General features: G+C 66.6%; 23 protein-coding genes and 1 pseudogene. 16 read left to right on the forward strand and 8 right to left on the reverse strand.

Annotation, left to right across the window (positions count from 1 at the left end):
• Positions 1-212 precede the first annotated feature (212 nt).
• The 3 genes from JFY56_RS06005 to JFY56_RS06015 form a co-directional block, all read right to left on the reverse strand.
• On the reverse strand, positions 213-1805 hold the full coding sequence (locus JFY56_RS06005; protein ID WP_208312622.1) for an AMP-binding protein: 1593 nt from the start codon (positions 1803-1805) through the stop codon (positions 213-215).
• Positions 1806-1926: 121 nt separating this feature from the next.
• Positions 1927-2982: an MBL fold metallo-hydrolase gene (locus JFY56_RS06010; RefSeq protein WP_208312623.1), complete on the reverse strand. Its 1056-nt coding sequence runs from the start codon at positions 2980-2982 to the stop codon at positions 1927-1929.
• 127 nt (positions 2983-3109) lie between these two features.
• Positions 3110-4009 (reverse strand): DMT family transporter, encoded by a 900-nt coding sequence (locus JFY56_RS06015; RefSeq protein WP_208312624.1) that lies wholly within the window; start codon positions 4007-4009, stop codon positions 3110-3112.
• Positions 4010-4145: 136 nt separating this feature from the next.
• On the opposite strand from JFY56_RS06015, the gene JFY56_RS06020 reads away from it, so the two are divergent.
• The 11 genes and pseudogenes from JFY56_RS06020 (at position 4146) to JFY56_RS06070 (ending at position 15165) form a co-directional block, all read left to right on the forward strand.
• Positions 4146-5018 (forward strand): helix-turn-helix domain-containing protein, encoded by an 873-nt coding sequence (locus tag JFY56_RS06020; RefSeq protein ID WP_208312625.1) that lies wholly within the window; start codon positions 4146-4148, stop codon positions 5016-5018.
• A gap of 750 nt (positions 5019-5768) precedes the next feature.
• A pseudogene (locus JFY56_RS24700) lies at positions 5769-6341 on the forward strand (methyl-accepting chemotaxis protein); the annotation flags it as partial.
• Between the two features lie 29 nt (positions 6342-6370).
• The gene (locus JFY56_RS06030; RefSeq protein WP_208312626.1) at positions 6371-6739 is read left to right on the forward strand and encodes a response regulator; all 369 of its coding nucleotides are present in this window, start codon (positions 6371-6373) and stop codon (positions 6737-6739) included.
• An 11-nt stretch (positions 6740-6750) separates the two neighbouring features.
• Complete coding sequence (locus JFY56_RS06035; protein WP_208312627.1) at positions 6751-7089, forward strand: STAS domain-containing protein; 339 nt, start codon at positions 6751-6753, stop codon at positions 7087-7089.
• Complete coding sequence (locus JFY56_RS06040) at positions 7086-9260, forward strand: chemotaxis protein CheA (protein ID WP_208312628.1); 2175 nt, start codon at positions 7086-7088, stop codon at positions 9258-9260. The genes JFY56_RS06035 and JFY56_RS06040 overlap by 4 nt, the downstream gene beginning before the upstream one ends.
• A gap of 60 nt (positions 9261-9320) precedes the next feature.
• Positions 9321-10964 carry a methyl-accepting chemotaxis protein gene (locus tag JFY56_RS06045; RefSeq protein ID WP_236032471.1) on the forward strand — a complete coding sequence of 548 codons (1644 nt, stop codon included), beginning with the start codon at positions 9321-9323 and terminating at the stop codon, positions 10962-10964.
• Between the two features lie 11 nt (positions 10965-10975).
• Entirely contained in the window at positions 10976-11509 is a 534-nt protein-coding gene (locus tag JFY56_RS06050; protein ID WP_208312630.1) for a chemotaxis protein CheW, read from the forward strand.
• Positions 11510-11516: 7 nt separating this feature from the next.
• A complete protein-coding gene (locus JFY56_RS06055; RefSeq protein WP_208312631.1) occupies positions 11517-12359 on the forward strand; it encodes a CheR family methyltransferase in 843 nt (280 codons plus the stop codon).
• Positions 12356-12859 carry a chemotaxis protein CheD gene (locus tag JFY56_RS06060; protein WP_208312632.1) on the forward strand — a complete coding sequence of 168 codons (504 nt, stop codon included), beginning with the start codon at positions 12356-12358 and terminating at the stop codon, positions 12857-12859. The genes JFY56_RS06055 and JFY56_RS06060 overlap by 4 nt, the downstream gene beginning before the upstream one ends.
• Entirely contained in the window at positions 12856-13920 is a 1065-nt protein-coding gene (locus JFY56_RS06065; RefSeq protein ID WP_208312633.1) for a protein-glutamate methylesterase/protein-glutamine glutaminase, read from the forward strand. The genes JFY56_RS06060 and JFY56_RS06065 overlap by 4 nt, the downstream gene beginning before the upstream one ends.
• A 9-nt stretch (positions 13921-13929) precedes the next feature.
• Positions 13930-15165 carry an EAL domain-containing response regulator gene (locus tag JFY56_RS06070; RefSeq protein WP_208312634.1) on the forward strand — a complete coding sequence of 412 codons (1236 nt, stop codon included), beginning with the start codon at positions 13930-13932 and terminating at the stop codon, positions 15163-15165.
• A gap of 28 nt (positions 15166-15193) precedes the next feature.
• Here JFY56_RS06070 and JFY56_RS06075 read toward each other — a convergent pair whose 3' ends face one another.
• From JFY56_RS06075 to JFY56_RS06085, 3 genes are read right to left on the reverse strand one after another with little or no spacing between them, the layout of a single operon-like run.
• The gene (locus tag JFY56_RS06075; protein ID WP_208312635.1) at positions 15194-15517 is read right to left on the reverse strand and encodes a DUF3325 domain-containing protein; all 324 of its coding nucleotides are present in this window, start codon (positions 15515-15517) and stop codon (positions 15194-15196) included.
• The gene (locus JFY56_RS06080) at positions 15517-17043 is read right to left on the reverse strand and encodes a PepSY-associated TM helix domain-containing protein (RefSeq protein WP_208312636.1); all 1527 of its coding nucleotides are present in this window, start codon (positions 17041-17043) and stop codon (positions 15517-15519) included. Before JFY56_RS06080 ends, JFY56_RS06075 begins: the two co-directional genes overlap by 1 nt.
• On the reverse strand, positions 17040-17336 hold the full coding sequence (locus JFY56_RS06085) for a DUF3649 domain-containing protein (RefSeq protein ID WP_208312637.1): 297 nt from the start codon (positions 17334-17336) through the stop codon (positions 17040-17042). The genes JFY56_RS06080 and JFY56_RS06085 overlap by 4 nt, the downstream gene beginning before the upstream one ends.
• Before the next feature lie 321 nt (positions 17337-17657).
• Here JFY56_RS06085 and JFY56_RS06090 point away from each other — a divergent pair, with 321 nt between their 5' ends.
• From JFY56_RS06090 to JFY56_RS06100, 3 genes are all read left to right on the forward strand, one after another.
• The gene (locus tag JFY56_RS06090) at positions 17658-18659 is read left to right on the forward strand and encodes an NADPH:quinone oxidoreductase family protein (protein WP_328824818.1); all 1002 of its coding nucleotides are present in this window, start codon (positions 17658-17660) and stop codon (positions 18657-18659) included.
• A 3-nt stretch (positions 18660-18662) separates the two neighbouring features.
• A complete protein-coding gene (locus tag JFY56_RS06095) occupies positions 18663-19424 on the forward strand; it encodes an enoyl-CoA hydratase/isomerase family protein (RefSeq protein WP_208312638.1) in 762 nt (253 codons plus the stop codon).
• Between the two features lie 110 nt (positions 19425-19534).
• Positions 19535-20428 carry a prohibitin family protein gene (locus tag JFY56_RS06100; protein ID WP_208312639.1) on the forward strand — a complete coding sequence of 298 codons (894 nt, stop codon included), beginning with the start codon at positions 19535-19537 and terminating at the stop codon, positions 20426-20428.
• A 49-nt stretch (positions 20429-20477) separates the two neighbouring features.
• On the opposite strand, the gene JFY56_RS06105 is transcribed toward JFY56_RS06100, so the two are convergent.
• The gene (locus tag JFY56_RS06105; RefSeq protein WP_408004381.1) at positions 20478-21833 is read right to left on the reverse strand and encodes an aminotransferase-like domain-containing protein; all 1356 of its coding nucleotides are present in this window, start codon (positions 21831-21833) and stop codon (positions 20478-20480) included.
• Positions 21834-21994: 161 nt separating this feature from the next.
• On the opposite strand from JFY56_RS06105, the gene JFY56_RS06110 reads away from it, so the two are divergent.
• A complete protein-coding gene (locus JFY56_RS06110; RefSeq protein WP_208312641.1) occupies positions 21995-22858 on the forward strand; it encodes a DMT family transporter in 864 nt (287 codons plus the stop codon).
• Between the two features lie 236 nt (positions 22859-23094).
• Complete coding sequence (locus JFY56_RS06115) at positions 23095-25470, forward strand: DEAD/DEAH box helicase (protein WP_408004382.1); 2376 nt, start codon at positions 23095-23097, stop codon at positions 25468-25470.
• On the opposite strand, the gene JFY56_RS06120 is transcribed toward JFY56_RS06115, so the two are convergent.
• Entirely contained in the window at positions 25467-26255 is a 789-nt protein-coding gene (locus tag JFY56_RS06120) for a class I SAM-dependent methyltransferase (protein WP_208312642.1), read from the reverse strand. The genes JFY56_RS06115 and JFY56_RS06120 overlap by 4 nt on opposite strands.
• Positions 26256-26283: the final 28 nt, after the last annotated feature.

A 26283-nucleotide genomic window follows, 5' to 3' on the forward strand; every position in this document is an offset into this window, starting at 1 on the left:
CTCCTACGGTCAGCCGCGGCGCGAGAACGTAGGGTGGAAAACGGCGAAGCCTTTTCCACCATCAGGCACGGTGCGACGGGGCGGTGGACAAGCTTCGCGTTGTCCACCCTACGAACCGGGTTTCGCTCCCGTAGGTTGGGCTGAGGTACGAAGCCCAACGAGATTGGCGCAGGCCCTACCGGATGTTGGGCTTCGCTGCGCTCAGCGCCAACCTACGAAGCCTCCGCCGCCAGCTGTTTGCGCAGCTCCGCCTTGGCGATCTTCTCCAGCGTCGCGCGGGGGAAGTCTTCGACGAAGCGCACGCCGACCGGCACCTTGAAGTCGGCCAGCATCTCGCGGCAGAAGCCGAGCAGACGTTCGGCGATGGCTTCGTGCTGCTCCGCAGCGGTTCCCTCGGCCAGGCGCACGAAGGCGAACGGCACTTCGTTGAGCATGCGGTCGGCCTTCGCCACCACCGCGACCTCCGCCACCACGCCCGGCGCGCAGCCCATCAGCACGCGCTCGATCTCCGACGACGCGACGTTCTCGCCGCCGACCTTGAGCATGTCCTTGTCACGGTCGGCGAAGCGGATGGAGCCGTCCTCCAGCAGCGTCACGCGGTCGCCGCTGATGAACCAGCCCTGCTCGTCGAAGCTCGCCGCGGTGGCTTCCGGGTTGTCCAGGTATTCCTTGAACAGCGACACGCCGGGCATGCCCAGTACGCGCAGGTGGCCGGTCTCGCCGGTGGCGACCGGATTGCCGTCGTCATCCACCACGCAGACCTGGTAGGTGGTCGCAGGGCGGCCGATGACCATCGGGGTGTTGGGCAGGCCGCACAGGCCGACGATGGGGTGCGAGATGGTTTCGGTCATGCCCCACCAGCCGATGGTCTTGATGCCCAGCGCCTGGGTCTGCGGCAGGTCGTTGGCGCCGGTGCCCCACAGGCGGAAGTAGTGTTTCTCCGGGCGCGGCAGGCTGAGCAGTGCGTTGAAGAAGAACGGAATAGTCGAGTGCCAGGTGCAGCGGTTGCGCACCGCCACATCCCAGAAGCGGCTGGCGGAGAATTTCGGCATCAGCACCACGCTGCCGCCGGTCCACAGCGAAGTGAGGAAGGAATAGGCCAGCGCGTTGGTGTGGAACAGCGGCATCACCGCCAGGTGTACGTCGTCGCTGCGCAGTTCCATGTGCAGGGCGTTGACCCGCGCGGCCCACAGCGCGTTGCCGTGGGTGAGCACCACGCCCTTCGGCCGCGAGGTGGTGCCGGAGGTGTACTGCACGTACATCGGCCGCATCGGATCGATGGTGATGCGCCGGCGCTCGGCCGCCGGTTGCGCGTCGAGCAGCGCGGCGAAGGCTTCCGTCCCGGCCGGCAGTTCCGCCGGGACGCCGGCATTGTGTTCGGTGCAGACGACCCAGCGCAGTTGCTCACGCACCCGCGACAGGCTGCCAAGCAGGCCCGGCTGGGTGATCGCCACGCTGCTCTTGCTGTGGGTCACGTAGTAGCGCATTTCCTCTTCCGAGGAGCGCGTGTTGGTGTTGATCGCCATCGCGCCCAGCTCGCCGCAAGCGGCCCAGGCGATGAGGAATTCCGGGCAGTTTTCCAGGTGGATCAGCACCCGGTCGCCCTCGCCCACTCCGCGCGCGGCGAGAGAGGCGGCGACCCGGCCCACTGCATCGTGGAACTGCGCATAGCTGTAGGTCGTCGGCGCGCGGTCGAAGGGTTCCCAGATCAGCAGCGGTTTGTCGCCATGGGCGGCGGCCTGGGTTGCCAGCAACCAGTTGAAGTCCTGGCCGGCGAAGGGATTGCAAAAACGTTGCGGGGTCATGTGCGCCTCGATCTTATTGTTGTTGTATTAGGGTCTGTCCGGATTGTTCACCGGGAAAAGCCCGCGGACAACGGGCTTTTCGGCACAACTGACGGCACATTTCGGCCAGCGCGACCGTTTTCTATGAACGCGGGCTGCTCTGGTACCAGGCCACCCCGTCGGCGTCCTCGCTCACCGTCGCCTTGCCGCGCTGCACCAGGTAGTTGAGATTGGCCTGGGTCTCGCCGGTCGCCAGCAGCAGCACCTCGGCATCAACGCGCCGGGCGAACAGCACGCCGAACAGATCGACGACCCGCTTCGGCCCCTCTTCGAGCAACTTGTGCAAGCGGCCAAGGGCGCGCCGATGGCTGCCCAGCAGGCGATCCAGGCGCGCATGCAGGTTGCGGAACGGATCGTCGTGGGCCGGCAGCACCAGCACATCGTCGGGTACCGCCGCCTTGATCCGCTCCAGCGATTCCAGCCAGTCGCCCATGGGGTCGCCATAAGGCTCGGTCGGATGCACCGAGACGTTGGAGGAAATCCGCGGCAGCACCTGGTCGCCGGAGATCAGCAGTTTCAGTTCCGGGCTATAGAAGCAGGCGTGCTCGGGCGAGTGGCCGGAACCGATCACCACCTGCCACTCGTGCTCGCCGATGCGGATGCGCTGGCCCTCGCGCAGGCGGCGGTAGCTCTGCGGCAGCGGCGCCATTTTCTTGCCGTAGCCGCCGAAGCGCAGGCGATAGTGCTCGATCGCTCCGTCGTCCCAGCCGGCGCGGCGGTAGAAATTCAGTGCCTCGGGCGGTGCTTCGCGCCCAGTGTCGGCCACCAGCACCCGGCAGTTCATGTACTCGCCGCGGGTCATCCACAGCTCGCAGCCGTATTCCCGGTTCAGCCAGCCGGCCATGCCGACGTGGTCGGGGTGCATGTGGGTGGCGAATACCCGCGTGGGGCCGCCCTCCCCCAGCGGATTGCCGGCGCCGAACAATGCATGCCAGGCGTCCACCGTCGGCGGCGTGTGCATGCCGGTGTCGAAGATCGCCCAGCCGTCGCCGTCGCGCACTGCCCACAGGTTGATGTGATCCAGCGACAACGGCAGCGGCATGCGCAGCCACAGTACGCCGGGAGCGATTTCCCGCACGGAACCAGGCTCGGGCGCCTGGCCGCAGGGATACAGGAGGGGACTTGGCTCGGGCTTCATGAGTGGGTGCTCTTGGATTCTTGTAGTTCAGGCAACTGGTTAGCACCCTACCCAGTTTTTTCCTAATCCTGCTTCCTCCAAACGGACAGTTGGCCGATACGCCTTATGCACTGTCCGAAATGTCTGATCAGGCCTTCGCCGGCTCCATCGGCGCCAGCGGCTTCGGCTTGCGGAATACCAGCACGTTGCCGAGCATAACCAGCCCCAGCCCGGCAAGCGCCGGCAGAGTCCACTGGTAGCCCTCGGCGAAGGCGGAAATGTTCAGCGCCACCACCGGGAACAGCACGGTGCAGTAGGCCGCCCGCTCCGGCCCCATGCGTCCGACCAGGGTCAGGTAGGTGGTGAAGGCGATCACCGAGCCGGGAATCGCCAGGTACAGCAGCGAGCCGACGTAGCGGGCATTCCATTCGAACACCCACGGCACGTCGCGCACGACGCACCAGCCGAGCAGGATCAGCGTGCCATAGAGCATGCCCCAGGCGTTGGTGCTGAGCGGACGCAAGCCGGCCTTCTGCTGCAGGCTGGAAAGCAGGTTGCCGGCGGAAAAGCACAACGTACCGAGCAGCGCCAGACCCAGCCCATAGAAGGTTTCGCGGCTGGCCGCATGATCGGCCAGCTCCGGCCAGAACAGCAGCCCCAGCCCGAGTAGTCCCAATGCACCGCCGGCCAGCACGTTCGGCGCGATGCGCTGGCCGAAGAACAGCCGCGCGAGCATGGCGATCCACAGCGTCGAAGTGGAGAACACCACCGCCACCAGGCCGCTGGGAATCCACTGGCTGGCGCTGTAGAAGCAGATGAAGTTGAGGCAGAACAGGCACAACCCCTGCGCCAGGCAGATCAGTTGGCCGCGCTTGCCGAGCGACTGCAGGCGCCGCGACAGCAGGAGGATGGCGAACAGCACCAGCGCCGCCAGGGCGAAACGGTAGAAGATCGACAGCGGAATGGCCACCGGCCCCATCTGCATCTTGATGGCGATCCAGGTGGTGCCCCAGATGAGGACGGTGAGCAGGTAGAGGAACAGGTTCATGGGCGGTCTCCACGGCATTGACCGCCAGTCTTGCGGGAAAGCCCGCCCGCCGCTTGCAGATTCTTGCGCTTATTGCGACGGCCGGGCTGGCAAGCGAGGCGCGCGCAGGTAGAGTGGCCTTCTGGAGGAGTCACCCATGTCCGCCGTCGATCAATTGCAGGTTTTCCAGTCGATGAACGAGTCGCCGCATGCTCGCCTGGAGCACTGCGCGGAGCTCGGCGACGGCCTGGTCGCGGCGATCTGGAACAACCGCCACGACGCCCGCGACTACGATGCGCCGAGCCACCACACGCTGTCCTGCTACCTGGATGGCGGCACCGGCACCTTCCGCCGCGGCCAGCCGCAGAGCAAGGGCGCGCCGGACAAGCTGTGCATCCTCCCGGCCGGGCACGAATCGGCCTGGGTGATCAACGGCGAGATCCGCCTGGCGCACCTGTACTTCAGCCAGGAGCACTTCGCCCTCGGCTGCGTCAGCCTGCTCGACCGCGAACCCCGCGAACTGCAACTGTGCGAGAGGACGTTCCTCGACGATCCCCTCCAGGCCATGCGTTTCCGCCGGCTGATCGCCATGAACTGGCAGGAACCCGGCGAACGCCTGCTGACCAGCAGCATGGCCCACGAACTGATCAGCCACGCGCTGCTGACCCAGGCCGGCCTGCGCGACGGCCTGCGGCTCAAGGGCGGACTGGCGCCGGTAACGCGCCGGCGGGTGGCCGACTATATCGAGCAGAACCTTGGCGAAGCGCTGTCGCTGGGCGAACTGGCCGGACTCGCGGCGCTATCCGAATACCACTTCGCGCGGATGTTCCGCGAAAGCTTCGGCATGCCGCCGCACCGCTACCTGCTCGCCCGCCGCCTGTCCCGCGCCTGCCAACTGCTGCGGGAAACCCGCCTGCCGCTGGGCGAAATCGCCCTCGCCTGCGGTTTTGCCAGCGCCAGCCACTTCACCAATCGCTTCCGCGACAGCATCGGCGGCACACCCGGCGAATACCGCGCAGCGCACGCCTGACAACGGTTTGCGCTCTATCGCCGAAACTTGACGACAAAATTTTGCCAGATATCAAAGTGCCACTATTTTGTTATCATACTGGCGGCCGATAACCACTTGGGCGATTGCTGCGCTACACGCGCCTGCCCGAGAAAAAATGGCACGGTCGTCCCACCCCTTTGATCCTCTTCCGCAGTTCGAGAAATGGCTATGGCTAATGATTCGCGCTTGATCGTGCGGGCTCCACGCGTGTGCCTGGGCCTCGGCCTCCCGTTGATTTTCATCGTTTGCCTGTCGCTGGCCGAGCACTGGTGGTGGGGCTGCCTGGCCGCCGCAGCGATCTGCGGCTGGCTGGGAGCCTTCCTCCATCGCCCCGCCCCCGCCGAACTGCAACCCGGGCATGGACTCGCGGACGACCGGATCGAGCAGTTGCACAGCGACCAGCTTGCCCTGAAATCCCTGCTGGAGCGGGTTCTCCCCCTCTGGGGCCGCCACCTTCATCTGGTCAACGAGCAAACCGGCAGCGCCTCGCACGGACTGACCGAGAAATTCCTCAGCATGAGCCAGCAGATGCGCGAGGTACTGGACCCTGGTGCGGCACAGGGCGGCATGGCGACGTTCGATGTGCTGCGCAATGCCCAGGTCGAATTGCCCCGCGCAGTGAAGGTACTCGACGAAACGCGCAGCGAACGCGAGCGCTTCCTCTGCGAAATTCGCGAACTGAGCGGCTTCGTCACGGAGCTGCATGGCATGGCCGAAGGTGTTGCCAAGATCGCCTCGCAGACCAACCTGCTGGCACTCAACGCAGCCATCGAGGCCGCCCGTGCCGGCGAATCGGGACGGGGCTTCGCGGTGGTGGCCGATGAGGTGCGCAAGCTGTCCAGCATGTCGGGGGACACCGGCGCCAGGATCACCGAGAAGGTGCAGGTGATGAGCCGTTCGATGGAGTCGCTGGTCGCAGGCGCCGAGCAGATGGAATGCCTCAACCAGGGCAAGCTGCAGGAGGCGGAAAACATCGTCGGCCATGTCCTCGACGAGTTGGCCAAAGGCATCGCCCTGCTCGATCAGCGCCTGCACTCGCTCCAGGGCACCACCCGCGACGTCGAGCACACCGTCAATGCCGTGCTGGTAGACCTGCAGTTCCAGGACCGGGTCTCCCAGATAACCACCCATGTCACCCAGGACATGCAGCGCCTGCAGGACGCCCTGGGGAGCCAGTCGATTCCATCGAGCGAAGAGTGGCTGCAGGCCCTCGAAGCCAGCTACACCACCCTCGAACAGCAGCGTGTCCATGCCGGGCAGAACCCGTCGGGCGTGGAACAGTCCTCCGTCACATTCTTCTGACTATCGATTGCAAAACAGGAAGCAACACCATGAGCAAGACCGTGTTGATCGTGGATGACTCATCGAGCTTCAGGCAGGTGGTCGGCATCGCCCTCAAGGGAGCCGGCTACAACGTGCTCGAAGCCTGCGATGGCAAGGACGCGCTGACCAAGCTGGACGGCCGCAAGATCAACCTGATCGTCTCGGACGTGAACATGCCGGTGATGGACGGCTTCACCTTCGTCAAGTCCGCCAAACAGCTGCCGGCCTACCGGTTCACTCCGGTGATCATGCTGACCACCGAGGCCAGCGAGGCGAAGAAGGCCGAGGGCAAGGCGGCCGGCGTACGCGCCTGGGTGGTCAAGCCATTCCAGCCGCCGGTGCTGCTGGACGCCGTGTCCAAGCTGATTCTGCCTTGAGGCCCATGTCCATGGCCAGGATCGCTAGCCGGGAAGAGGCCGGCCGCCGGGTATTCGCCGTGGTGGGCGAACTCAACATCTACAGCGCGGCGCAGCTCAAGGATGAGCTGGTCGCCTTGCTGGACAGCCATGGACAACTGGAAGTGGACCTCGGCTCGGTCGACGATTTCGACAGCACTGGCGTTCAGCTGCTGCTGATGTTCAAACGCGAAGCGCAGCGCCGCGGCGGCTGCGTGACCTACACCCGGCATTCGGAACGCGTGCGCGAAGCGCTCGACCTGCTCAACCTGGTCGCCGAACTGGGCGATCCCCTGGTGATCCCGCTGGAGTCCGGCGAGGTGCGCCCATGAATCTCGACCAGGCCCGTGGCGCACTGGTGCAGGAAGGCCGCGAATTGCTGGTGGCAATGGAAGAGGCGCTGCTGGAAATCGAAACCAGCGGCTACAGCGCCGACCGCGTCAATGCCATATTCCGCGCCGCCCATACCATCAAGGGATCGGCCGGGCTGTTCGGCCTGTGCGGGCTGATCAGCTTCACCCACGTGGTGGAAAGCCTGCTCGACCAGGTACGCAACGGCGAGCAACGACTGGATGGCGCCATGCTTTCGCTGCTGCTGACCTGCAGCGACTATATCGGCAGCCTGCTGACCGCGGTCGAAGAGCACAGCGAAGCCGAAGACCCCAACCCCGTCCTGCGCGATTATCTGCTCAGCCAGCTGAACGAATACCTCGACCAGACCGACGTCCAGGCGGACTACCCGGCGACGGTGCCGCAACCGCTGGCCAGCGGCCGTCTGGATACGCAGCAAGGCGAAACGGCAAGCAGCGACCTCTGGCACATTTCCCTGCGGCCGAACGCGGACGTACTGCGCAACGGCATGGACCCGCTGTCCTTCCTGCGCTACCTCGGCAGGCTCGGGCGCATCACGCACATCCACACCCTGACCGATGCCATCCCGGACGCGGCCAGATTCGATGCGGAAAGCAGCTACCTCGGTTTCGAGATCGAATTCGATTCGACGGCCAGCAAGCAGGAAATCGAGAGCGCCTTCGAGTTCATCCGCGAGGATTGCCAGCTTCTCATCCTGCCCCCGCACAGCGCGCTGGAGGCCTACATCGAGCTGATCGCCAGCCTGCCGGAAGCGCCGCAGCGACTCGGCGAACTACTGGTCAGCAGCGGCGCGCTGACGACCTACGAGCTGCAACGCGTGCTGGCCCTGCAGGACGCCACACCGCCACCCGCATCGCCGTTGGGCACCCTGCTGGTGGAAGAACAGCTGGTGGCACCGCCGGTGGTTTCGGCGGCGCTGCACAAGCAGAAGCAGACCGAGGAACGGCGCAGCCTCGAACAGGTTTTCATCAAGGTCGAAGTGGGCAAGCTGGACCAGTTGATCGATCTGGTCGGCGAGCTGGTGATCGCCGGCGCGGCGACCAGCCTCGCCCTGCACAAGGGCGACACCAGTGCCATGGCCGCGGCCAACGAGGGCGTCACCACCCTGGTCGAGCGTATTCGCGACGCCTCGCTGTCGCTGCGCATGGTGGCCATCGGCGAAGTGTTCCAGCGTTTCCCGCGGGTCGTGCGCGATATCAGCAAGGAGCTGGACAAGGAAATCGAGCTGCTGGTCACCGGCGCCGACACCGAGCTCGACAAATCCATGGTGGAGAGGCTAGCCGATCCGCTGATGCACATCGTGCGCAACGCCATGGACCACGGCATCGAACCGTCCGAGCTACGCCGGGCCGTCGGCAAGAGCGCGCGCGGCACGTTGCGGCTGAATGCGTATCACGAGTCCGGCAGCATCGTCATCGAAGTCAGCGACGACGGCCGCGGGCTGGATCGCCAGCGCATCCTCGCCAAGGCCATCGAAAAGGGCCTGGTGCAGCCCGACCAGATCCTCGCCGACAGCGATGTGTTCCGCCTGATCTTCGAACCCGGCTTCTCCACCGCCGAGCAGATCACCAACCTGTCCGGACGGGGCGTCGGCATGGACGTGGTGCGACGCAACATCGACCAGCTTCGCGGCGAGGTCGAAGTGCTCAGCGAGTATGGCCTCGGCACCACGGTACGCATCCGCCTGCCGCTGACCCTGGCGATCATCGACGGATTCCAGGTGCGTGTGGCCGACGAGACCTTCGTGCTGCCGCTGGATCAGGTGGTGGAGTGCGTCGACCTTGGCGAACAGGTCAGCCAGCACGACCTGCTCAGCCTACGCGGCGAACCGCTGCCCTATGTGCGCCTGCGCCAGCTGTTCGGCCTGGAAGCCGGAGGCGCGCGGCGCGAGAGCCTGGTGGTGCTGCAGGTCGGGCAGAACCGCGCGGGAGTGGTGGTCGACCAGCTGGTCGGCGAGTTCCAGGCGGTGATCAAGCCGCTCGGACAGATATTCGCGCAGAACAAGGTGCTCAGCGGCTCGACCATTCTCGGGGACGGCAGCGTGGCGTTGATCCTCGATGTGGCGCAGTTGATCCAGCGTGCCAGCTCAGCCAGCGAAGCACCCAGGCGTCTCCTCTGCGAGATGGCCTGAGTCGGGACTGGCGGACTGAAAGATTCCAATAAATAGGGGGAGAGAAAAATGCAGTGGTTCATGAACCTGCGACTGGGCGCCAAGCTGACCATCACGTTCCTGCTGGTGGCCCTGGTATCCGTAGTGGTCGGCACCTTCGGCATCAGCAATATCAAGAAAGTGGACGGCATGATGACCAGCATGTTCGCCGACCGGCTGGTGCCGATCCGCGACCTGGGCAAGGTGCAGGCCGAAACCATCCAGTTCGCCCGCCGCCTCTACGTGGCGGCCGTGGTGAACGATCCAGCGGAGATCGCCAAGCTGGTGGAGGAAAACCGCGCCTCCGAGCAGGTTGCCGACGCGACCTTCGACACCTATCGCCACACGTTCCTGATCGATGCGGAAAAGCAGCTGATCGAGAAGTACGACCTGCAGATGCCGGCGTACAAGGCATCGGCCAGGAAAGCCATGGATTTGCTGCAGCAAGGCCAGCAGGACGAGGCGGTGCAGGTCCTGCGTGAGGAAACCCGGCCATTGTTCAGCCAGGTGATGGAAACGATGGACGGCCTGATCAGGACCAACGACGAAACCGCGCGGAAGGTCAACAGCGAGTCGACCGAGATCACCCACAACATCGTCACCTTCATGATCGGCCTGATGATCGTCGGCTTCGTACTGGCGCTGGCCCTCGGCCTGCTGGTGACGCGGATGATCATGCGCCAGGTCGGCGGCGAGCCGGTCGAGGCGATGGATGCCCTGCAGCGCGTGGCGGCCGGCGACCTGACGATGGACCTGCGGATCCGCAGCGGCGACCAGACCAGCATGCTCTACAGCCTGCAGCAGATGGTGTCGAAACTGCGCGTGATCATGGGCGATGTACGCATGACCGCCGACTCCCTGGCTTCCGCTTCCGAACAGGTCGCAGCCTCGGCCCAGGCGCTCAGCCAGAATGCTTCCGAACAGGCGGCCAACGTCGAGGAAACCAGCGCATCGGTGGAAGAAATCGCCGCCACCGTGGCGCAGAACAGCGAGAACGCGCGAGTCACCGACAGCATGGCCAGCCAGTCGTCGAAGGACGCCGAGGAAGGTGGCGCGGCGGTACGCGAGATGGTCAATGCCATGCGCCAGATCGCCGGCAAGATCGGCATCATCGACGACATCGCCTACCAGACCAACCTGCTCGCCCTGAACGCGGCTATCGAAGCTGCGCGCGCCGGCGATCACGGCAAGGGCTTCGCCGTGGTGGCGGCGGAAGTGCGCAAGCTGGCCGAGCGCAGCCAGGTGGCGGCGCAGGAAATCGGCGCGGTCGCCAGCGACAGCGTCAACCTGGCCGAACGCGCAGGCCAGTTGCTGGAGCAGATGGTGCCGTCGATTCGCAAGACCGCCGACCTCGTGCAGGAAATCGCCTCCGCCTCGCGCGAGCAGAACACCGGCCTGGAGCAGATCAACCTGGCGGTGACCCAACTGGCACAGACCACCCAGGTGAATGCGTCGGCCTCCGAGGAGCTGTCCTCCACCTCCGAGGAAATGAGCGGCCAGGCCGTGCAATTGCAGGAAATGATCCAGTTCTTCCGCCTGGCCGAAGCTGCCACACGCAAGCCCGCAGCCGGTACGGGGCGGGATATGCCGGCCGCAGCCGAGCGCCCGCAGGCCAGGCCGCTGGCGCCGGTCAAGCGTGCGCTGCTGGAAGACCCGGTCGACGAATCGGCATTCACCCGCTTCTAGGAGTCTGAGCGATGAGTAGTCTGCCGGCCCGCCTCCCCGGCCGCCCGCTGGGCGCCGGAGAAAAACCGCTGACCCAGCAGTTCCTGACACTGACCCTGGGCAACGAACTGTTCGCCCTGCCGATCGAACACATCCGCGAGATCATCGAGTTCGGCGGACTGACGGAAATCCCGCTGATGCCGGCCTTCCTGCGCGGGGTGATCAACCTGCGCGGCGCAGTGGTGCCGGTAATCGACCTTGCCGTGCGCTTCGGTCGCCAGCGCACGCAGATCGCCCGGCGCACCTGCATCGTCATCCTCGAAGTGGCACAAGGCGATGGCGTGCAGTTGCTGGGAGTCATCGTCGACGCAGTGAACGCGGTGCTGGCCGTCGAGGCCCAGCAGGTGGAGCCGCGCCCAGCCTTCGGCACGCACATTCGCGCGGACTTCATCGGCGGCATCCTCAAGCAGAACGAGAAGTTCGTGATCGTCCTGGACATCCCCCGCGTGCTGTCCATAGAGGAACTCGCGGAACTGGTCGGCAACCTCGACCAGGCGCAGGGATGAGGACCGCATGAGCCAAAGCGCACAGTGCCTCACGCCAGGTCTGCAGATCCCGCTGGGTGAGCAGGAGTTTCGTCATCTCCAGCGGCTGTTCCACGAACAGGTGGGCCTGCAATTGCCACCCGTGAAGAAACCATTGATCTGCGGTCGCCTGAGCAAGCGCCTGAATGCGCTGCGCATGGACAGCTACCAGCAGTACTACCAGCACCTTGTCTCGCCGGCTGGAGAGGCGGAGCTGGAAATCGCCATCGACCTGATCACCACCCACGAAACGTACTTCTTTCGCGAGCCGAAGCACTTCGACTTCCTCCAGAAGGAGATTCTTCCGCGGGCGGCCAGGCAGCCGGAGTTCCGCGCCTGGAGCGCGGCCAGTTCCACCGGCGAGGAGGCCTACACCCTGGCGATGCTGCTGGACAACGGGCGGCTGGGGCAGCCATGGACAGTCCTGGGCACCGACATCAGCCAGCAGGTACTGACCAATGCCCGGCGCGGCCTCTACTCGATGGGACGCGGCGAGCGGATTCCCACGCATTTCCTCAAGCGCTATTGCCTGAAGGGCCGCGAACGCTACGACGGCTACTTCCTGGTGGAACGCCAGCTGCGCGAACGGGTCGAGTTCCGCTACGGCAACCTGACCCGGCCGGCGCCGGAACTGGGCATGTTCGACCTGGTGCTGCTGCGCAATGTGCTGATCTATTTCGACCAGACGACCAAGGAGCGGGTCCTGAGCCACGTCCTGGATCGACTCAAGCCCGGCGGCTGGCTGATGGTCGGGCACTCCGAGGCGCTGCATGAAGTCCGCCACCCGCTCGAACTGGTGACCTCGTCGATCTACCGCAAGGTGGCGGCATGAGAGGCAAGCGCTTCCTCAATCCCGGCGATCTGTATTTCGGTGACCAGCAACTGGTGGAGACCCTGCTCGGTTCCTGCGTGGCGATCACCCTGTGGTTCCCCCGCGCACGCAAGGGCGGCATATGCCACTTCCTCCTGCCGGGTCGCCAGAGAGTCCCCGAACACGCGCGCAACCTGGATGGCCGCTACGGCAACGAGGCATGGATCTGGCTCAAGCAGCAGGCGCGCATACATGGGCTCAAACCGGCCGAGGCCGAGGTCAAGCTGTTCGGCGGCGCACGCAGCCTGACGACCCCGAACAGACGGCTGAGCAGTGATGTCGGCGGACAGAACGTGCGCTTCGCCGAGCGTCTGGTGGACGAGGCCGGCTTGCGGGTGATCGGCCGCGACCTTGGCGGCGAGGGCTGCCGCTTCGTGCGCTTCGACCCGGCCAGCGGCACGGCCTGGGTGCGCCGTGGCGCGGCCTTGAACATCCAGGCCGCAAAGGAGGCGCAGCGATGAGCATCAAGGTGATGATCGTCGACGACTCGGCGGTGATGCGCGAGGCGATGCAGCAGATGCTCGCCCCCCATGCCGACATCGAGGTGATCGGCGCTGCGCTCGATCCCCTGCTGGCGCTGCAGAAGATGGAGCGCAACTGGCCGGACGTGATCCTCCTAGACGTGGAGATGCCGCGCATGGATGGCATCACCTTCCTGCGCCAGATCATGACCACTCGTCCCACACCGGTGGTGATCTGCTCGACGCTGACCGAGAAAGGCGCGGAGATAACCCTGCAGGCGCTGTCCGCCGGGGCGGTGGAGGTCATCACCAAGCCGACCATGGGCTTGCGCGACTTCCTGCGCGATCACGCCCGGGAACTGGTCAACGCCATCCGCACGGCCTCCCATGCACGGGTAAGGCCGGCATCGGCCCCGGTGACGCCGAGGACCGACACCAGGCTGACCGCCGATGCGCTGCTCGCGGCACCGGCCACGGGCCTGCGCAACCAGCGCACCACCGAGAAGATCGTCGTGCTGGGTACTTCGACCGGCGGCACCCAGGCACTGGAAAACGTCCTCTGCGAACTGCCGGTGAACGCACCGGGCATCGCCATCGTCCAGCACATGCCGGAGCGCTTCACCCGCAACTTCGCCACGCGGCTCGACTCGCTGTGCGCCATCGAGGTCCGCGAGGCCTGCGATGGCGACCGCCTGCTGCCTGGCCTGGCGCTGATCGCACCGGGTGGCCGGCACATGCTGGTCCGCCGCAGCGGCGCACAGTATCAGGTCGAGGTGAAGGACGGTCCGCTGGTCAGCCGCCATCGCCCTTCGGTGGACGTACTGTTCCGTTCCGCGGCGCAGCACGCCGGTCGCAACGCGCTGGGCGTGATCATGACCGGCATGGGCGACGACGGCGCCAGGGGTTTGAAGGAAATGCACGAAGCAGGTGCGCGCACCTGCGCACAGGACGAGGACAGTTGCGTGGTGTTCGGCATGCCCAAGGAGGCAATCCGGCTGGGCGGAGTGGATCAGGTTGTCGCCCTGGGGGAAATCCCCGGCGTGATCATGAGCTGGCGCTAAGGAGAAAGCATGAAGACAGTCAACCGGCTTCCCGAGTATGTCCTGATCGTCGATGACAGCGACGTACAGCGTAGTTTCATCGTTGACCAGTGCATCGCGCTCGGTATCCCCCGGATTCTCCAGGCGGAGGATGGTTGCGACGCCCTTGCCCAGTTGAAGGCCAGCCCGGCGATCGAGGTGATCGTACTCGACCTGGAAATGCCGGGCATGGATGGCGTCGAAGCGCTGCACGAGATGGCCCGCCTGGGCCTGAACCCGGCGGTGATCCTGGCCAGTGCGCGTGACAGCGTACTGCTCAACGTGGTCGAGAACATGGGCAGGAGCCTCGGCCTGCACCTGCTTGGCGCCCTGCAGAAGCCGATCACCCAGGAGCAGTTGCTGACCAGCCTGAGCCGCTTCTCGGCCGTCGAGCCGTGCACCGAGCGGCAGGCCGCTCCCGTGCCGGGCCCGCGAGTGGACGAGCACGAGATACAGCGAGCCCTGCAGGAAAAGGAATTCGTGGCCTATTTCCAGCCCAAGGTGTCGTTGCTCGACGGCACGCTGACTGGGGTTGAAGCCTTGATCCGCTGGCAGCACCCGACCCATGGACTGCTCACCCCGGACCGCTTCATCGGGCTGATCGAATGCAGCCGACACATGGCCGAGACCACCCTGCAGATGCTGGACCTGGCTTTGCGGCATTGCCGCGGCTGGCATGAAGCCGGCCTGCCGCTAAGTTGCTCGATCAATGTTTCGGCCGACACCCTGGCCGATACCCGCCTGGCCGAGGCGATCATCGCGCGGGTTGCCAGCAGCGGCATCGCGCCGCGCTTCGTCATCCTGGAAATCACCGAAAGCGCGATCATGACCGATCTCAGCACCACGCTCGGCACCCTGGCCCGGTTGCGCCTGAAAGGCTTCGGCCTGTCGGTGGACGACTACGGCACCGGCTTCTCCTGCATGCTGCAGCTCTCGCGCGTGCCCTGTTCGGAACTGAAGATAGATCGCGCCTTCGTCAACGGCGCGAGCCAGAAACTGCATCTGCGCGTGCTTCTGGAAAGCGCGCTGGACATCGCCCGCAAGCTCGACCTGCGGGTGGTCGCCGAAGGCGTGGAAAGCCGCGATGACTGGGAGCTGCTTTGCCAACTCGGCTGCACCGAGGCGCAAGGTTACTTCATCGCCAAACCCATGCCCGGCGATGCGCTGCCGGCATGGTGGAGGGCCAATCAGGAACGCCTGCAGGCAATGGTTGGCATAGCTGTATAGAGGACCGGTGGGCAGTTCCGCAGCCGGTTCAGCCCACCACCGCCAACACCCCACCCAGCAGCGGCACGCCCGCCGCTGTCGGCAGCGTCCAGCGCGGGCGGTAGGCCAGCAGGGCGACCAGCAGGCCGCCGGCGAGCATCAGCAGGCAGGTCCAGTAGATGATGCCGTTCTCCACACCGAGCAGGTGGATGCAGTAGGCCAGCGCCAGCGCGCCATCCAGCAGCGCGACACCACGCAGCATCAGCACCCGCCTGTCGCTCGGCGCGGCGCCGAACAGGTCGCGGTGATGACGCGACAGCGCCAGGCAGAGGGCCGTCATGGCCAGCAGGTTGAGACCGAAGACCAGCAGCATCAGGCGACCTCCTCGACCAGCGCACGACGGCGCTTCTCCGCCACCACGACGGGACGGCCGAGACGGCGGGCCAGCGCAGCACTGAGCAGGCCGGCGATCAGGAAGCCCAGGTCGACGCCGGCGAGCGTCCAGTCACCACGGGCGATGCTGGATGTCAGGCGGCCAGCCTCGGGGCCGAACAGGCTGAGCAACGGCAGGCTCAGCGCCAGCAGGGCCGCCGCCATGGCCTGTTCGCGGGCCATGGTGCGGCCGTTGCCGAGACGGAACAGCGAATGCCCGACCGCCAGCAGCCAGACGCCAAGGAACACCGCGATTTCCCATCGATTGCGGTACGCCAGCGAACCCGGCAGCAGGCGCGCGGCGCCGAACAGCGCCAGGCTGGCCAGCGGCAGGCCGCCGCAGACCGCGCCGTTCAGTGCGCGCACCAGGGTCACGCCGCTGCTGCCGCGCGCCTCGCGCTTGGCCAGCCAGACCTGCAGCCCGCCGAGCAGCATGGCGCAGCCGGACAGGCCGAGCAGCAGGTACAGCACGCGCACCAGGTTGCCGCCGAACTGCGCCATGTGCAGGCCGCCCAGCCAGGAATAGGTGTGGTAGCCCGCCGCGTAAGGCTTCTGCTGGTGCAGCAGCGCGCCGGTGCCGGAATCGAAGGAAATGGTTTCCTGGTCGTTCACCAGCCGCGAATCCACCGCCTTGCGAATCTGCACCATCGCCGACGAATCGCCCGGATGCTCGACATTGATCCAGCCGGCGCGGCTGCCGTCGCCCCAGAGTTCCTCGGACGTGGCGATCATGCGGTCGATGGACTTCGGCGGCTTGGCCGGCTTGCCCAGTTCCTCGCGGTCGAACGAGCGCTGCGTCTCCTGGAAGAAGCGCATGACGTCGCCCTTGTAGGCCGCGTGGATGCCGGCCGGCATGTAGTTGGCGACGAAGATGGCGAGGCCGGTGTAGGCGATCAGCAGGTGGAACGGCAGGCCGACCACGCCGAGCACGTTGTGCGCGTCGAGCCAGGCACGCTGCCGCGCCGCCTTCGGGCGCAGGGTGAAGAAGTCCTTGAAGATGCGCCGGTGGACGATGATGCCGCTGACCAGCGCCACCAGCATGAACATGCCGGCGATGCCGACGATGTACAGGCCGATCATGCCGGCGTGCAGGTCGTAGTGCAGGGTGAAGAAGAACTCGCCGCCGACCGTCTTCGGCAGGGCTTCGCCGGTTCGCGGATCGAGCTTGAAGTCGACGAACTCGCCGAGGTCCGCCGGCACCCAGCCGGCCGTCCAGTACGGGATGCGTTCGGTCGGCGCGCGCATCCAGAAGGCGTGGGCGTTGGGCTGGCGTTCGGTCAGCCAGTCGCGCACCTGGTCGGCACTCACCGCATTCTCCGCCGGCTCGTGCAGTTGCGGCAGCATCCAGCGGGTCAGCTCCTTGTCGAAGCAGGCCAGGCTGCCGGCGAACAGGATGACGAACAGCAGCCAGCTGACCAGCAGGCCGCTCCAGGTATGCAGGCCGGACATCGATTGGCGCAGGCTCATGGGCGGGCTCCGAAAGTGCCGGGCAGGAAGGCCGCCAGCGCCAGCAGCACGCTCAGCAGCAACGGACCGCACCAGGCGCGCCAGGCGCTGCGGGTGGCGAAGACGAAGACGATGGCCGCGACCCACACGGCGAAGCACAGCAGGCTGGCGAAGGCGACCCGGTCGGCCCGCCCCAGCGGCAGGTAGACGCTGAGGAAGGCGGTGGCGGAATAGGCCAGCGCATAGCCGCCGAACAGCGCCGCGAGGATGCGCGAGGTCAGCGCCGCGGCGCTCATCTTGCCCTTGTCGCTCATGCGCCGGTCCCCCACGGGGAAAGGCCTGCCTGGAATGCTCGCATCGCTCAACTACCTGCTGCTGGATCGCCCTTGGCGGGCACGGAATTCAAACGCCGAATTATATGATATCGATTCTCAATAGGAAGGGATTAGCAGCAGCAGTTGTGAACAAACTGTGTCCACTCCGGACCGGCGGCTCGCCCGGCGCCGACAGCCATGGCGATCCTGTCCCAATCGATGGCGTAACCGCCACGGCCGGCACGAATGCCACTTGCCGTCGTTATGATCCGGAGGAATCGGGCACCCGCCGGACAATGACAACAAGAAGGAGCTTTGCGCGTGAGCGGAACCACCATGCAGGCGGTCGTCGGCCGCAACCTGGACTCTCTCGACAGTTACCGGATCGAAACCGTCGCCCGCCCCGAACCCGGACCGGGCGAAGTCCGCATACGCGTCGTCAGTGCCGGCATCGGCTATGTGGACAGCCTGCTGTGCACCGGCCGCTACCAGATCAAGCCGCCGACGCCCTACATCCCGGGCTGCGAACTGGCCGGCGTGATCGACGCCATCGGCGAACAGGTCAGCGGCCTCGAAGTCGGCCAGCGGGTCGCCGCCTCCCCCTTCGGCGGCGCCTTCGCCGAATATGCCGTGGCGCGGGCCAATTCCGTGGTGCCGCTGCCCCGGCACATGGACTTCGAACTGGGCGCGGCATTCTGGATCGACCACACCACCGCGTTCTACGCCCTGCGCGACCGCGCCAACCTCAGTGCCGGGGAAAGCGTGCTGGTGCTCGGCGCGGCCGGCGGCCTGGGACAGGCGGGCATCCAGATCGCCCGCCTGCTCGGCGCCAGCGTCATCGCCGCCGCCTCGACCCCGGCCAAGCGCGAAGCCGCCCTCGCCGCCGGTGCCAGCCTCGCCGTGGACTACACCCAGCCGGACTGGGGCGACACGCTCAAGCGCATGACCGATGGCCGCGGCGTAGACGTGGTGTTCGACCCGGTCGGCGGCGCCACCTTCGAAACCGCGTTCCGCCGCCTCGCCTGGGGCGGCCGGCATCTGGTGCTCGGCTTCACCGGCGGCTCGATCCCTGCCCTGCCGGCCAACCTCGCGTTGCTCAAGGGCGCCTCGCTGGTCGGCGTGGACGTCCGCCAGTTCGCCTCGGTGTACTCGCCGGAAGGCGCGACGGCATTGCGCCGGGAGTTGGCCGGACATATCGACGAGGGACGCCTCCGCCCACGGATCGGCGTGCGCTATCCGTTCGAGCGTTTCCACGAGGCGCTGGAATCCTCGGCGGATCGCAACCGTATCGGCAAGGCGGTACTGACCGTCGCCCAGGAGTGAACCATGACCTGCATCGCCTACCATCGACAGGACGTCTGCGCCGTGCTGACGCTGAACCGTCCCGAAGCCCTGAATGCCATCAGCGATGACCTGCTGGACGAACTGGAAGCGCACCTCGAACGCATCGCCGCCGACGACTCCCGCGCACTGGTCATCACCGGCGCAGGCCGCGCCTTCTGCGCCGGCTCCGACCTGAAGAGCGGCAGCGGCGACGCCGGCGCACGCATCCGCCGCATGCACCGACTCGCTCAGCGACTGCGACAGTTCCCGAAGATCAGCGTCGCCGCCATCAACGGCTTCGCCCTCGGCGGCGGACTGGAAATCGCCCTTGGCTGCACCTTCCGCGTGTGTGCCGCCGAAGCGAAGCTGGGCCTGCCGGAAATCAAGCTCGGCGTGCTGCCGGTCTACGGCGGCACACAACTGCTGCCGCGCCTGATCGGCGAACAGCCGGCGCTGCGCATGATGCTCAGCGGCGAACCGGTGGACAGCCGACGGGCGCTCGAACTCGGTCTGGTGGACGAAGTGGTCGACAGCGTCGACGAGGTACTGGACGCCGCCTGCCGACTGGCCGCCGCCCACAGCCGCTACGGCCTGAAAGCCCAGCAGGCGATCCGCCGCGCCGTGCAGGAAGGCCTGCAACTGCCGCTGGACGCCGCGCTGGAGCTGGAAGCCGGCATCGGCCAGGAAATCACCCGCACCCACGACGCCCAGGAAGGCATCCGCGCCTTCGTCGAGAAGCGCAAGCCGGTGTTCCGCGATTGCTGATAGCCACCCCGGCGCTTCCGGATACCTCTCAGGGAGCTTTCCGAGTCGTCCTGTTTTGTAGCTCAATGCATCCTTTGAAAATGGCCCGCCCATCATAAGGAGCCTTGAACATGGCGAGTCCCGAACTGAAATCGCAGGTTGCTTCCATTCCGCTCAAGCTGATCGCTGGTGGGCTGATCGCCCTGCTGCTGTTGATCGCCGTTGGCGGATCGTTCTACACCATCGACGAGAAGGAGCGCGGGGTGGTCCTGCGCAACGGCAAGCTGGTGGGTGTCGCCGAACCGGGGCTGGGCTGGAAGATGCCGTTCATCGAAGTGGTGAAGACCATTTCGGTGCAGAACCACACGACCCGCTACGAACAGCTGCAGGCCTACAGTCGCGACCAGCAGGTCGCTACGCTGGTGGTCTCGGTTTCGTGGCATGTCGCGCCAACCGACGTGGCCAAGGTCTACACCGGCTATGGCGATACCAACGTGCTGGTCGACCGTCTGGTCAGCCGCCAGGTGCCGACCCAGGTGGAAAACGTCTTTGGCCGCTATACCGCGATCCAGGCGGTGCAGAACCGCGGCCAGTTCGTCGCCGATGTCGCCGTCGCGGTGAAGGGAGCGATTGGCGGGCCGGTGGTGATCGACGGCGTGCAGGTGGAAAACATCGACTTCAGCGAAAGCTACGAGCGCTCCATCGAGGAACGGATGAAGGCCGAAGTGGCGATCCAGACACGCCAGCAGAACCTCGCCACCGAGCAGGTGCAGGCGCAGATCCAGGTAACCCAGGCGCAGGCCGAGGCGGACTCCAAGCTGGCCCAGGCCAAGGCTGACGCCGAAGCGACCCGCCTGCGCGGCGAGGCCGAAGCCTATGCGATCCGCGCCAAGGCCGAGGCGCTGGCATCCAACCAGAACCTGATCGAGCTGACCAAGGCCGAGCGCTGGGACGGCAAGCTGCCGGAAACCATGCTGCCGGGAACGGCGCTGCCCTTCATCGACGCCACCCGCAACAGGCAGTAGGCCGGCCAGCACGATGATCGCCAGCAAGAACTAGGCGTCCCCCTGACTCCTACAACAGCGTCCGTGCCATCGCCCGCTCCAGCACCTCGAACACCCGCGGCGGGCACTGGGCGACGTTGAAGCGCAGGAAGCCGCCGCACGACTGGCTGAGGCTGAACACATTGCCCGGCGCCAGCACCACACCCTCGGCCAGCGCCGCGCGGGAGACTTCGGCGGCGTCCAGCCCGTCCGGCAGCGTCGCCCAGACGAAGATCCCGCCGCGCGGCTCCAGCCATGGCTGGATGCCGAGCCGGCGCAGTTGCACCAGCGTCTCGCCCATGGCATCCGCCAGGCGTCCACGCATCCCCTCCACATGCCGCCGGTAGCTGCCCTTGCGCAGCAGTTCGTGGAGCAGTTCGGCGCTGAACGGGCTGTTGCCGAAGCTGGTCGCCAGCTTCAGGTCGACCAGTTGCTCGCACCAGTCCGGGCGCGCGGCGATGTAGCCGCAGCGCACCGAGGCGGACAGGGTCTTGGAGAAACTGCCGACCTGGATCACCCGCTCCAGGCCGTCGAAGGCGGACAGCCTGGGCGCGTTCTCGCGCTCGAAGTCGGCGAAGATGTCGTCCTCGACGATCAGCAGGTCATGGGCCTCGGCCAGCTTGAGCAGGCGGTGCGCAACCAGCGGCGAGAGCACCGCGCCGGTCGGGTTGTGGAACGCCGAGTTGGTGATGTACAGGCGCGGCCGCTGCTGTTCGAGGATGCCGGCCAGCGCCTCGATATCCGGCCCGCTCGGCGTGTACGGCACGCCCAGCACCTGCACCCGGTGCGCGCGCAGCAGCGCCTGGAAGTTGAAGTAACCTGGGTCGTCGACCAGCACCTTGTCCCCCGGCTCCAGCAGGAAGCGGCAGATCAGGTCGATAGCCTGGGTGCCGCTGTCGGTGAGGACGATCTGCTGGGCGCCGACCGCCACCCCGTGCTCGGCCAGGCGCCGCGCCAGTTGCTCGCGCAGCGCCGGATGACCGTAGGGGCGGCCGTACTCCAGCAGGCTCGAATGCGGCTCGCGGGCGATCTGCCGCAGCGCGCGGCGAATTTCCGTATCCGGCAGCCAGGATTGCGGCAGCCAGCCGCAACCGGGCTTGAGGGTGTCCTCGGCGGCCTCCAGCGACTGCCGGGATATCCACAGCGGATCGATGCTGCGGTCCAGCGCCGGACCGACATCGGACAGCGACAACGGCGGCGGATGGCCACAGACGTAGAAGCCGGAACCGCGCCGCGCCTCGATCACGCCGTCAGCGGTGAGCCGGTCGTAGGCCTCGACCACGGTGGTCTTCGACAGATGCAACTGCTCCGCCAACTGACGGATCGACGGCAGGCGTTCGCCGGGCACCAGCGAGCGCGCCGCAAGACGCTCATGGATCGTACGCATCACTGAATCCACGCGACTTTCCACTGGCCTAACCATGCTGACCACCTCGACTGTACCGATGAAATACCAGGACAGTTTGTGCAAATTGTACCTTTCTGTCACTGGCGATCCGACGTGCCGCAGCCCACTCTCGACAGCATCGGAACCCATCGGTGGCATACATGAACGGCAATCTCGGCGGCTGGCTCAGCGGCTTTCTCGGCGTCCTCATCTTCAGCGGCTCGCTGCCGGCAACGCGGGTCGCGGTGGGCACCTTCGACCCCACCTTCCTCACCCTCGCCCGCGCCAGCATCGCCGGACTGGTCGCCGCCGCAATCCTGCTCCTGCTGCGCCAGCAGCGCCCACACCGGCGCGACCTGCTGCCGCTGCTGGTGGTGGCCGGCGGCGTGGTGGTCGGCTTCCCGCTGCTCACCGCCCTGGCGCTGCAGCATGTCAGCTCGGCCCACGCCATCGTCTTCGTCGGCCTGCTGCCGCTGTGCACCGCGCTGTTCGGCGTGCTGCGCGCCGGCGAGCGGCCGCGCCCGGCGTTCTGGCTGTTCTCCCTGCTCGGCAGCGGTGCGGTGGCTGGTTATGCGCTGGCACAGGGCGGACAGGCCTCGCTGCTCGGCGACCTGCTGATGCTCGCCGCCATCCTCGCCTGCGGTCTCGGCTACGCCGAAGGCGCGCGCCTGGCCCGGCATCTCGGCAGCTGGCAGGTGATCTGCTGGGTACTGGTGCTCTCGCTGCCGCTGATGCTGCCACTCACCTTCTGGACGCTGCCCGGCAACCTGCTGCAGGCCGACTGGCCGGCGCTGGCGAGCCTCGCCTACGTCTCGCTGTTCAGCATGCTGATCGGCTTTTTCTTCTGGTATCACGGCCTGGCGAAAGGTGGCATCGCGGCGGTCGGCCAATTGCAACTGCTGCAACCATTCTTCGGCCTGGCGCTGGCGGCACTGCTGCTACATGAAAGCGTCAGCCCGCTGATGGCCGGCGTCACTCTGGCGGTGATCTGTTGCGTGATGGGCGCGCGACGCTTCGCCCGTTGAGAACCGCGCGGAGCCTGTTCAAGGTCTAGCCGAGCGCGGCTCAGGCAAGGAAAAAGCAGGCGAGAAAGCGGAGTTTACAACTGTAAATGAGCATTTCGAGCCTGCTTTTAACGCAGCATGAGCAAGCGCAGGCAGACATTGAACAGGCTCTCAGTCGGATTTCATTCCTTCCGTTCCCAGCCTTGGTAATATCGGGCGTTTATGCAGAGCGGCCTGGTCCGCGGAAGGAAAGTCGGATGAAGCCCCACTCCGAACCGTCATCGTCGCCACCCGCGCTCGAGGTAATCGCGCCGCGTGCGCGCCTGACCCTCGGCAGCCACGTGCACAGCGGCTTCGACCTGCGCAGCGGGCGCATGCAGAACATCGCCCGGCACCGCGCCGCCCTCGCCTTCCTCTACGGTGAAACCCCGGTTTCCGGCGCCATCGGCGCGCGCTCCGGCAAAGAGCTGCGGGTGTTCCAGGACGACCGCATCGTCCGCGTCAGCCGCCAACTGGAGCAGGAGAACGCGCTGCGCCTGGAGCTGCGCCGACTCGGCTTCAAGCCGGCGATGCGTCGCAGCGACGCGCTGGAAGACAGCGCCGGCGAAATGTACGAACTGCCCGACGATGCCGCCTGGCAGGCCTTCATGCGCGACGGCCTGCCGAGCCTGCGCGAGCAGGACTGGGAAGTGGATATCCGCCCGGAATTCGTCTTCGACCTGACCGAAGTCGAAGAGTGGTACGCGGAGATCGAGGAAGCGCCGGACCGCCAGTGGTTCGACCTGGAACTGGGCATCGAGGTCGACGGCCAGCGCATCAGCCTGCTGCCGGCGCTGATCGAACTGATCCGCCGTACGCCCGCCCTGCTCGATCCCATCGCCCTCGCCCGCCACGCCGACGACGAGCAACTGGTGCTACGCCTGGACGCCGGGCGCAATCCGGTGCAGCCCTGGCAGACGGCATCCGAGCGGCCGATCCGCATCGCCGTGCCGTTCGCCCGCCTCAAGCCGCTGATCGGCACGCTGTCCGAGTTCTACCTGACCGAACAGGCGCCCGTACGCCGGCTGCGCATGGGCACGGCCGACGCCGCGCGGCTCGGCGATCTGGAAGAACTGCCGCTGAACTGGCAGGGCGGCGAGCAACTCCGGCATATCGCCCAGCGCCTGCGCGACTACCGCAGCCAGCCGGCGCCGCTGCCGGAAGGCCTGCGCGCCGAGCTGCGCCCCTACCAGCACGAAGGCCTGAGCTGGATGCAGGCGCTGCGCGAAGTGGACGCCAACGGCATCCTCGCCGACGACATGGGCCTGGGCAAAACCTTGCAGTCGCTGGCTCACGTGCTGCTGGAAAAGCAGGCCGGCCGCCTGACCGCGCCGGCTCTGGTGGTGATGCCGACCAGCCTGATCCCCAACTGGCTGGACGAGGCCGAGCGCTTCACCCCCGACCTGCGCGTGCTGTCCCTGCATGGTGCCGGCCGCCGCCGCGACTTCGCCAAGATCGAGGAGCACGACCTGATCCTCACCACCTACGCGCTGCTGCCGCGGGACGCGGAAAAGCTCGGCCAGCACCAGTACCACCTGCTGATCCTCGACGAAGCGCAGAACATCAAGAACGCCGACACCAAGGCCGCCCAGGCCGCACGCCAGCTCAACGCGCGGCACCGCCTGTGCCTGACCGGCACGCCGCTGGAAAACCACCTCGGCGAGCTGTGGTCGCTGTTCCATTTCCTCCTGCCCGGCTGGCTCGGCGACGCCCGCCGTTTCGCCCAGGACTACCGCACGCCCATCGAGCGCCACGGCGACCAGGCGCGCCTCGCCCACCTGGCGGCGCGCATCCGCCCGTTCCTGCTGCGCCGCACCAAGGAACAGGTGGCCTCGGAACTGCCGCCGAAGAGCGAATTCATCCAGCACATCGAGCTCAGCGAGGCGCAGCGCGACCTCTACGAAACCGTGCGCCTGGCGCTGGACCAGAAAGTCCGCGAAGAGATCGCCCGGCGCGGCCTGGCGCGCAGCCGCATCATCATCCTCGAAGCGCTGCTCAAGCTGCGCCAGGTCTGCTGCGACATCCGCCTGGTGCAGAAGGAAGCCGGCAGCGGCAAGGCGTCGAAGAGCGTCACCTCAGGCAAGCTCGCCTACCTGATGGACATGCTCGAAGAGCTGCTCTCGGAAGGCCGCCGCGTGCTGGTGTTCTCGCAGTTCACCTCGATGCTCGCGCTGATCGGCGATGCCCTGCGCCAGCGCGGCATCGACTATGCGCTGCTGCAGGGCGACAGCCGCGACCGCCGCAAGCCGGTGAAGGATTTCCAGGAAGGCCGCGTGCCGCTGTTCCTGATCAGCCTGAAGGCCGGCGGCGTCGGCCTCAACCTGACCGCGGCGGACACGGTGATCCACTACGACCCGTGGTGGAACCCCGCCGCCGAGAACCAGGCCAGCGACCGCGCCTACCGCATCGGCCAGGACAAGCCGGTGTTCGTCTACAAGCTGATCGCCCGTGGCACCGTGGAGGAACGCATCCAGCTGCTGCAGCGGGAGAAGGCCGCGCTGGCCGCCGGCATCCTCGAAGGCGCCGGCACCGACTGGCAACTGGACGATGCCGACATCGACGCGCTGTTCGCGCCGCTGCCGAAGGCGCTCTAGGCCGGCTTCAGGCTCTTCAGCGGATAGATATCGTAACGGCTGGACTTGCCTTCCAGGCTGTAGCTCGGCTTCGCTCCCTCGATGATCGGCGCCTTGCGCGGGCGCTTCACCACCACCCGGTGCGTGGCCAGCGCCAGCGCCGCCTGCAGCAACGCAGGGGCGTCGAGGTCATCGCCGACCAGCGGGCGGAACAGGCGCATTTCCTTCTTCACCAGCGCGCTCTTGTCGCGGTGCGGGAACATCGGGTCGAGGTAGACCACCTGCGGCGCCTCGCCTTCCCAGGCGCGCATCAGCTCGATGGCATTGCCCTGCAGCAGACGCATGCGGGCGGCGATTGGCGCTACCTCGAAATCCCGCCCGGCCCGCGCCAGGCCGTCTTCCAGCAAGGCACCGATCAGCGGTTGGCGCTCGATCAGGCGCATCTCGCAACCCAGAGTGGCGAGGACGAAGGCATCGCGGCCGAGGCCGGCCGTGGCATCCAGGACGAAGGGACGAACGCCCGGCTGGATGCCCACCGCCTTGGCAATCATCTGCCCGCTGCCGCCGCCGAACTGCCGGCGGTGCGCGGCGGCGCCTTCGAGGAAGTCCACGCGCACCGGCCCCGGCGAATCCGGACCGAGCTGCAGCAGCTGCAGTCCATCGTCCCCCACCTGCAGGGCGAAATCCGCCGACGCGTCGTCCGCCAGCGGCAGGCCGAGGCGCTGCGCCCACTGCTGCGCGGCCGGCTGGAAATCGGCGCTCAGGGCCTGGACGACGATACGCGGTGGATTCGGGGTTTCGCTCATGGGCGCGAGTCCTTGGGAAAAGCGGCGA

This window comes from Pseudomonas schmalbachii (genome assembly GCF_017589465.1).
GTDB lineage: Bacteria > Pseudomonadota > Gammaproteobacteria > Pseudomonadales > Pseudomonadaceae > Pseudomonas > Pseudomonas schmalbachii.

Excerpts from the sequence above, each read along its gene's own strand:
- JFY56_RS06050 (WP_208312630.1), top strand. The coding sequence starts at position 10,976 with ATGAGTAGTCTGCCGGCCCGCCTCCCCGGCCGCCCGCTGGGCGCCGGA.
- JFY56_RS06110 (WP_208312641.1), top strand. The coding sequence starts at position 21,995 with ATGAACGGCAATCTCGGCGGCTGGCTCAGCGGCTTTCTCGGCGTCCTC.
- JFY56_RS06005 (WP_208312622.1), bottom strand. The coding sequence starts at position 1,805 with ATGACCCCGCAACGTTTTTGCAATCCCTTCGCCGGCCAGGACTTCAAC.
- JFY56_RS06060 (WP_208312632.1), top strand. The coding sequence starts at position 12,356 with ATGAGAGGCAAGCGCTTCCTCAATCCCGGCGATCTGTATTTCGGTGAC.
- JFY56_RS06045 (WP_236032471.1), top strand. The coding sequence starts at position 9,321 with ATGAACCTGCGACTGGGCGCCAAGCTGACCATCACGTTCCTGCTGGTG.
- JFY56_RS06065 (WP_208312633.1), top strand. The coding sequence starts at position 12,856 with ATGAGCATCAAGGTGATGATCGTCGACGACTCGGCGGTGATGCGCGAG.
- JFY56_RS06080 (WP_208312636.1), bottom strand. The coding sequence starts at position 17,043 with ATGAGCCTGCGCCAATCGATGTCCGGCCTGCATACCTGGAGCGGCCTG.
- JFY56_RS06035 (WP_208312627.1), top strand. The coding sequence starts at position 6,751 with ATGGCCAGGATCGCTAGCCGGGAAGAGGCCGGCCGCCGGGTATTCGCC.
- JFY56_RS06020 (WP_208312625.1), top strand. The coding sequence starts at position 4,146 with ATGTCCGCCGTCGATCAATTGCAGGTTTTCCAGTCGATGAACGAGTCG.
- JFY56_RS06030 (WP_208312626.1), top strand. The coding sequence starts at position 6,371 with ATGAGCAAGACCGTGTTGATCGTGGATGACTCATCGAGCTTCAGGCAG.
- JFY56_RS06040 (WP_208312628.1), top strand. The coding sequence starts at position 7,086 with ATGAATCTCGACCAGGCCCGTGGCGCACTGGTGCAGGAAGGCCGCGAA.
- JFY56_RS06055 (WP_208312631.1), top strand. The coding sequence starts at position 11,517 with ATGAGCCAAAGCGCACAGTGCCTCACGCCAGGTCTGCAGATCCCGCTG.
- JFY56_RS06070 (WP_208312634.1), top strand. The coding sequence starts at position 13,930 with ATGAAGACAGTCAACCGGCTTCCCGAGTATGTCCTGATCGTCGATGAC.
- JFY56_RS06095 (WP_208312638.1), top strand. The coding sequence starts at position 18,663 with ATGACCTGCATCGCCTACCATCGACAGGACGTCTGCGCCGTGCTGACG.
- JFY56_RS06010 (WP_208312623.1), bottom strand. The coding sequence starts at position 2,982 with ATGAAGCCCGAGCCAAGTCCCCTCCTGTATCCCTGCGGCCAGGCGCCC.
- JFY56_RS06105 (WP_408004381.1), bottom strand. The coding sequence starts at position 21,833 with ATGCGTACGATCCATGAGCGTCTTGCGGCGCGCTCGCTGGTGCCCGGC.
- JFY56_RS06085 (WP_208312637.1), bottom strand. The coding sequence starts at position 17,336 with ATGAGCGACAAGGGCAAGATGAGCGCCGCGGCGCTGACCTCGCGCATC.
- JFY56_RS06015 (WP_208312624.1), bottom strand. The coding sequence starts at position 4,009 with ATGAACCTGTTCCTCTACCTGCTCACCGTCCTCATCTGGGGCACCACC.
- JFY56_RS06075 (WP_208312635.1), bottom strand. The coding sequence starts at position 15,517 with ATGCTGCTGGTCTTCGGTCTCAACCTGCTGGCCATGACGGCCCTCTGC.
- JFY56_RS06100 (WP_208312639.1), top strand. The coding sequence starts at position 19,535 with ATGGCGAGTCCCGAACTGAAATCGCAGGTTGCTTCCATTCCGCTCAAG.
- JFY56_RS06120 (WP_208312642.1), bottom strand. The coding sequence starts at position 26,255 with ATGAGCGAAACCCCGAATCCACCGCGTATCGTCGTCCAGGCCCTGAGC.
- JFY56_RS06115 (WP_408004382.1), top strand. The coding sequence starts at position 23,095 with ATGAAGCCCCACTCCGAACCGTCATCGTCGCCACCCGCGCTCGAGGTA.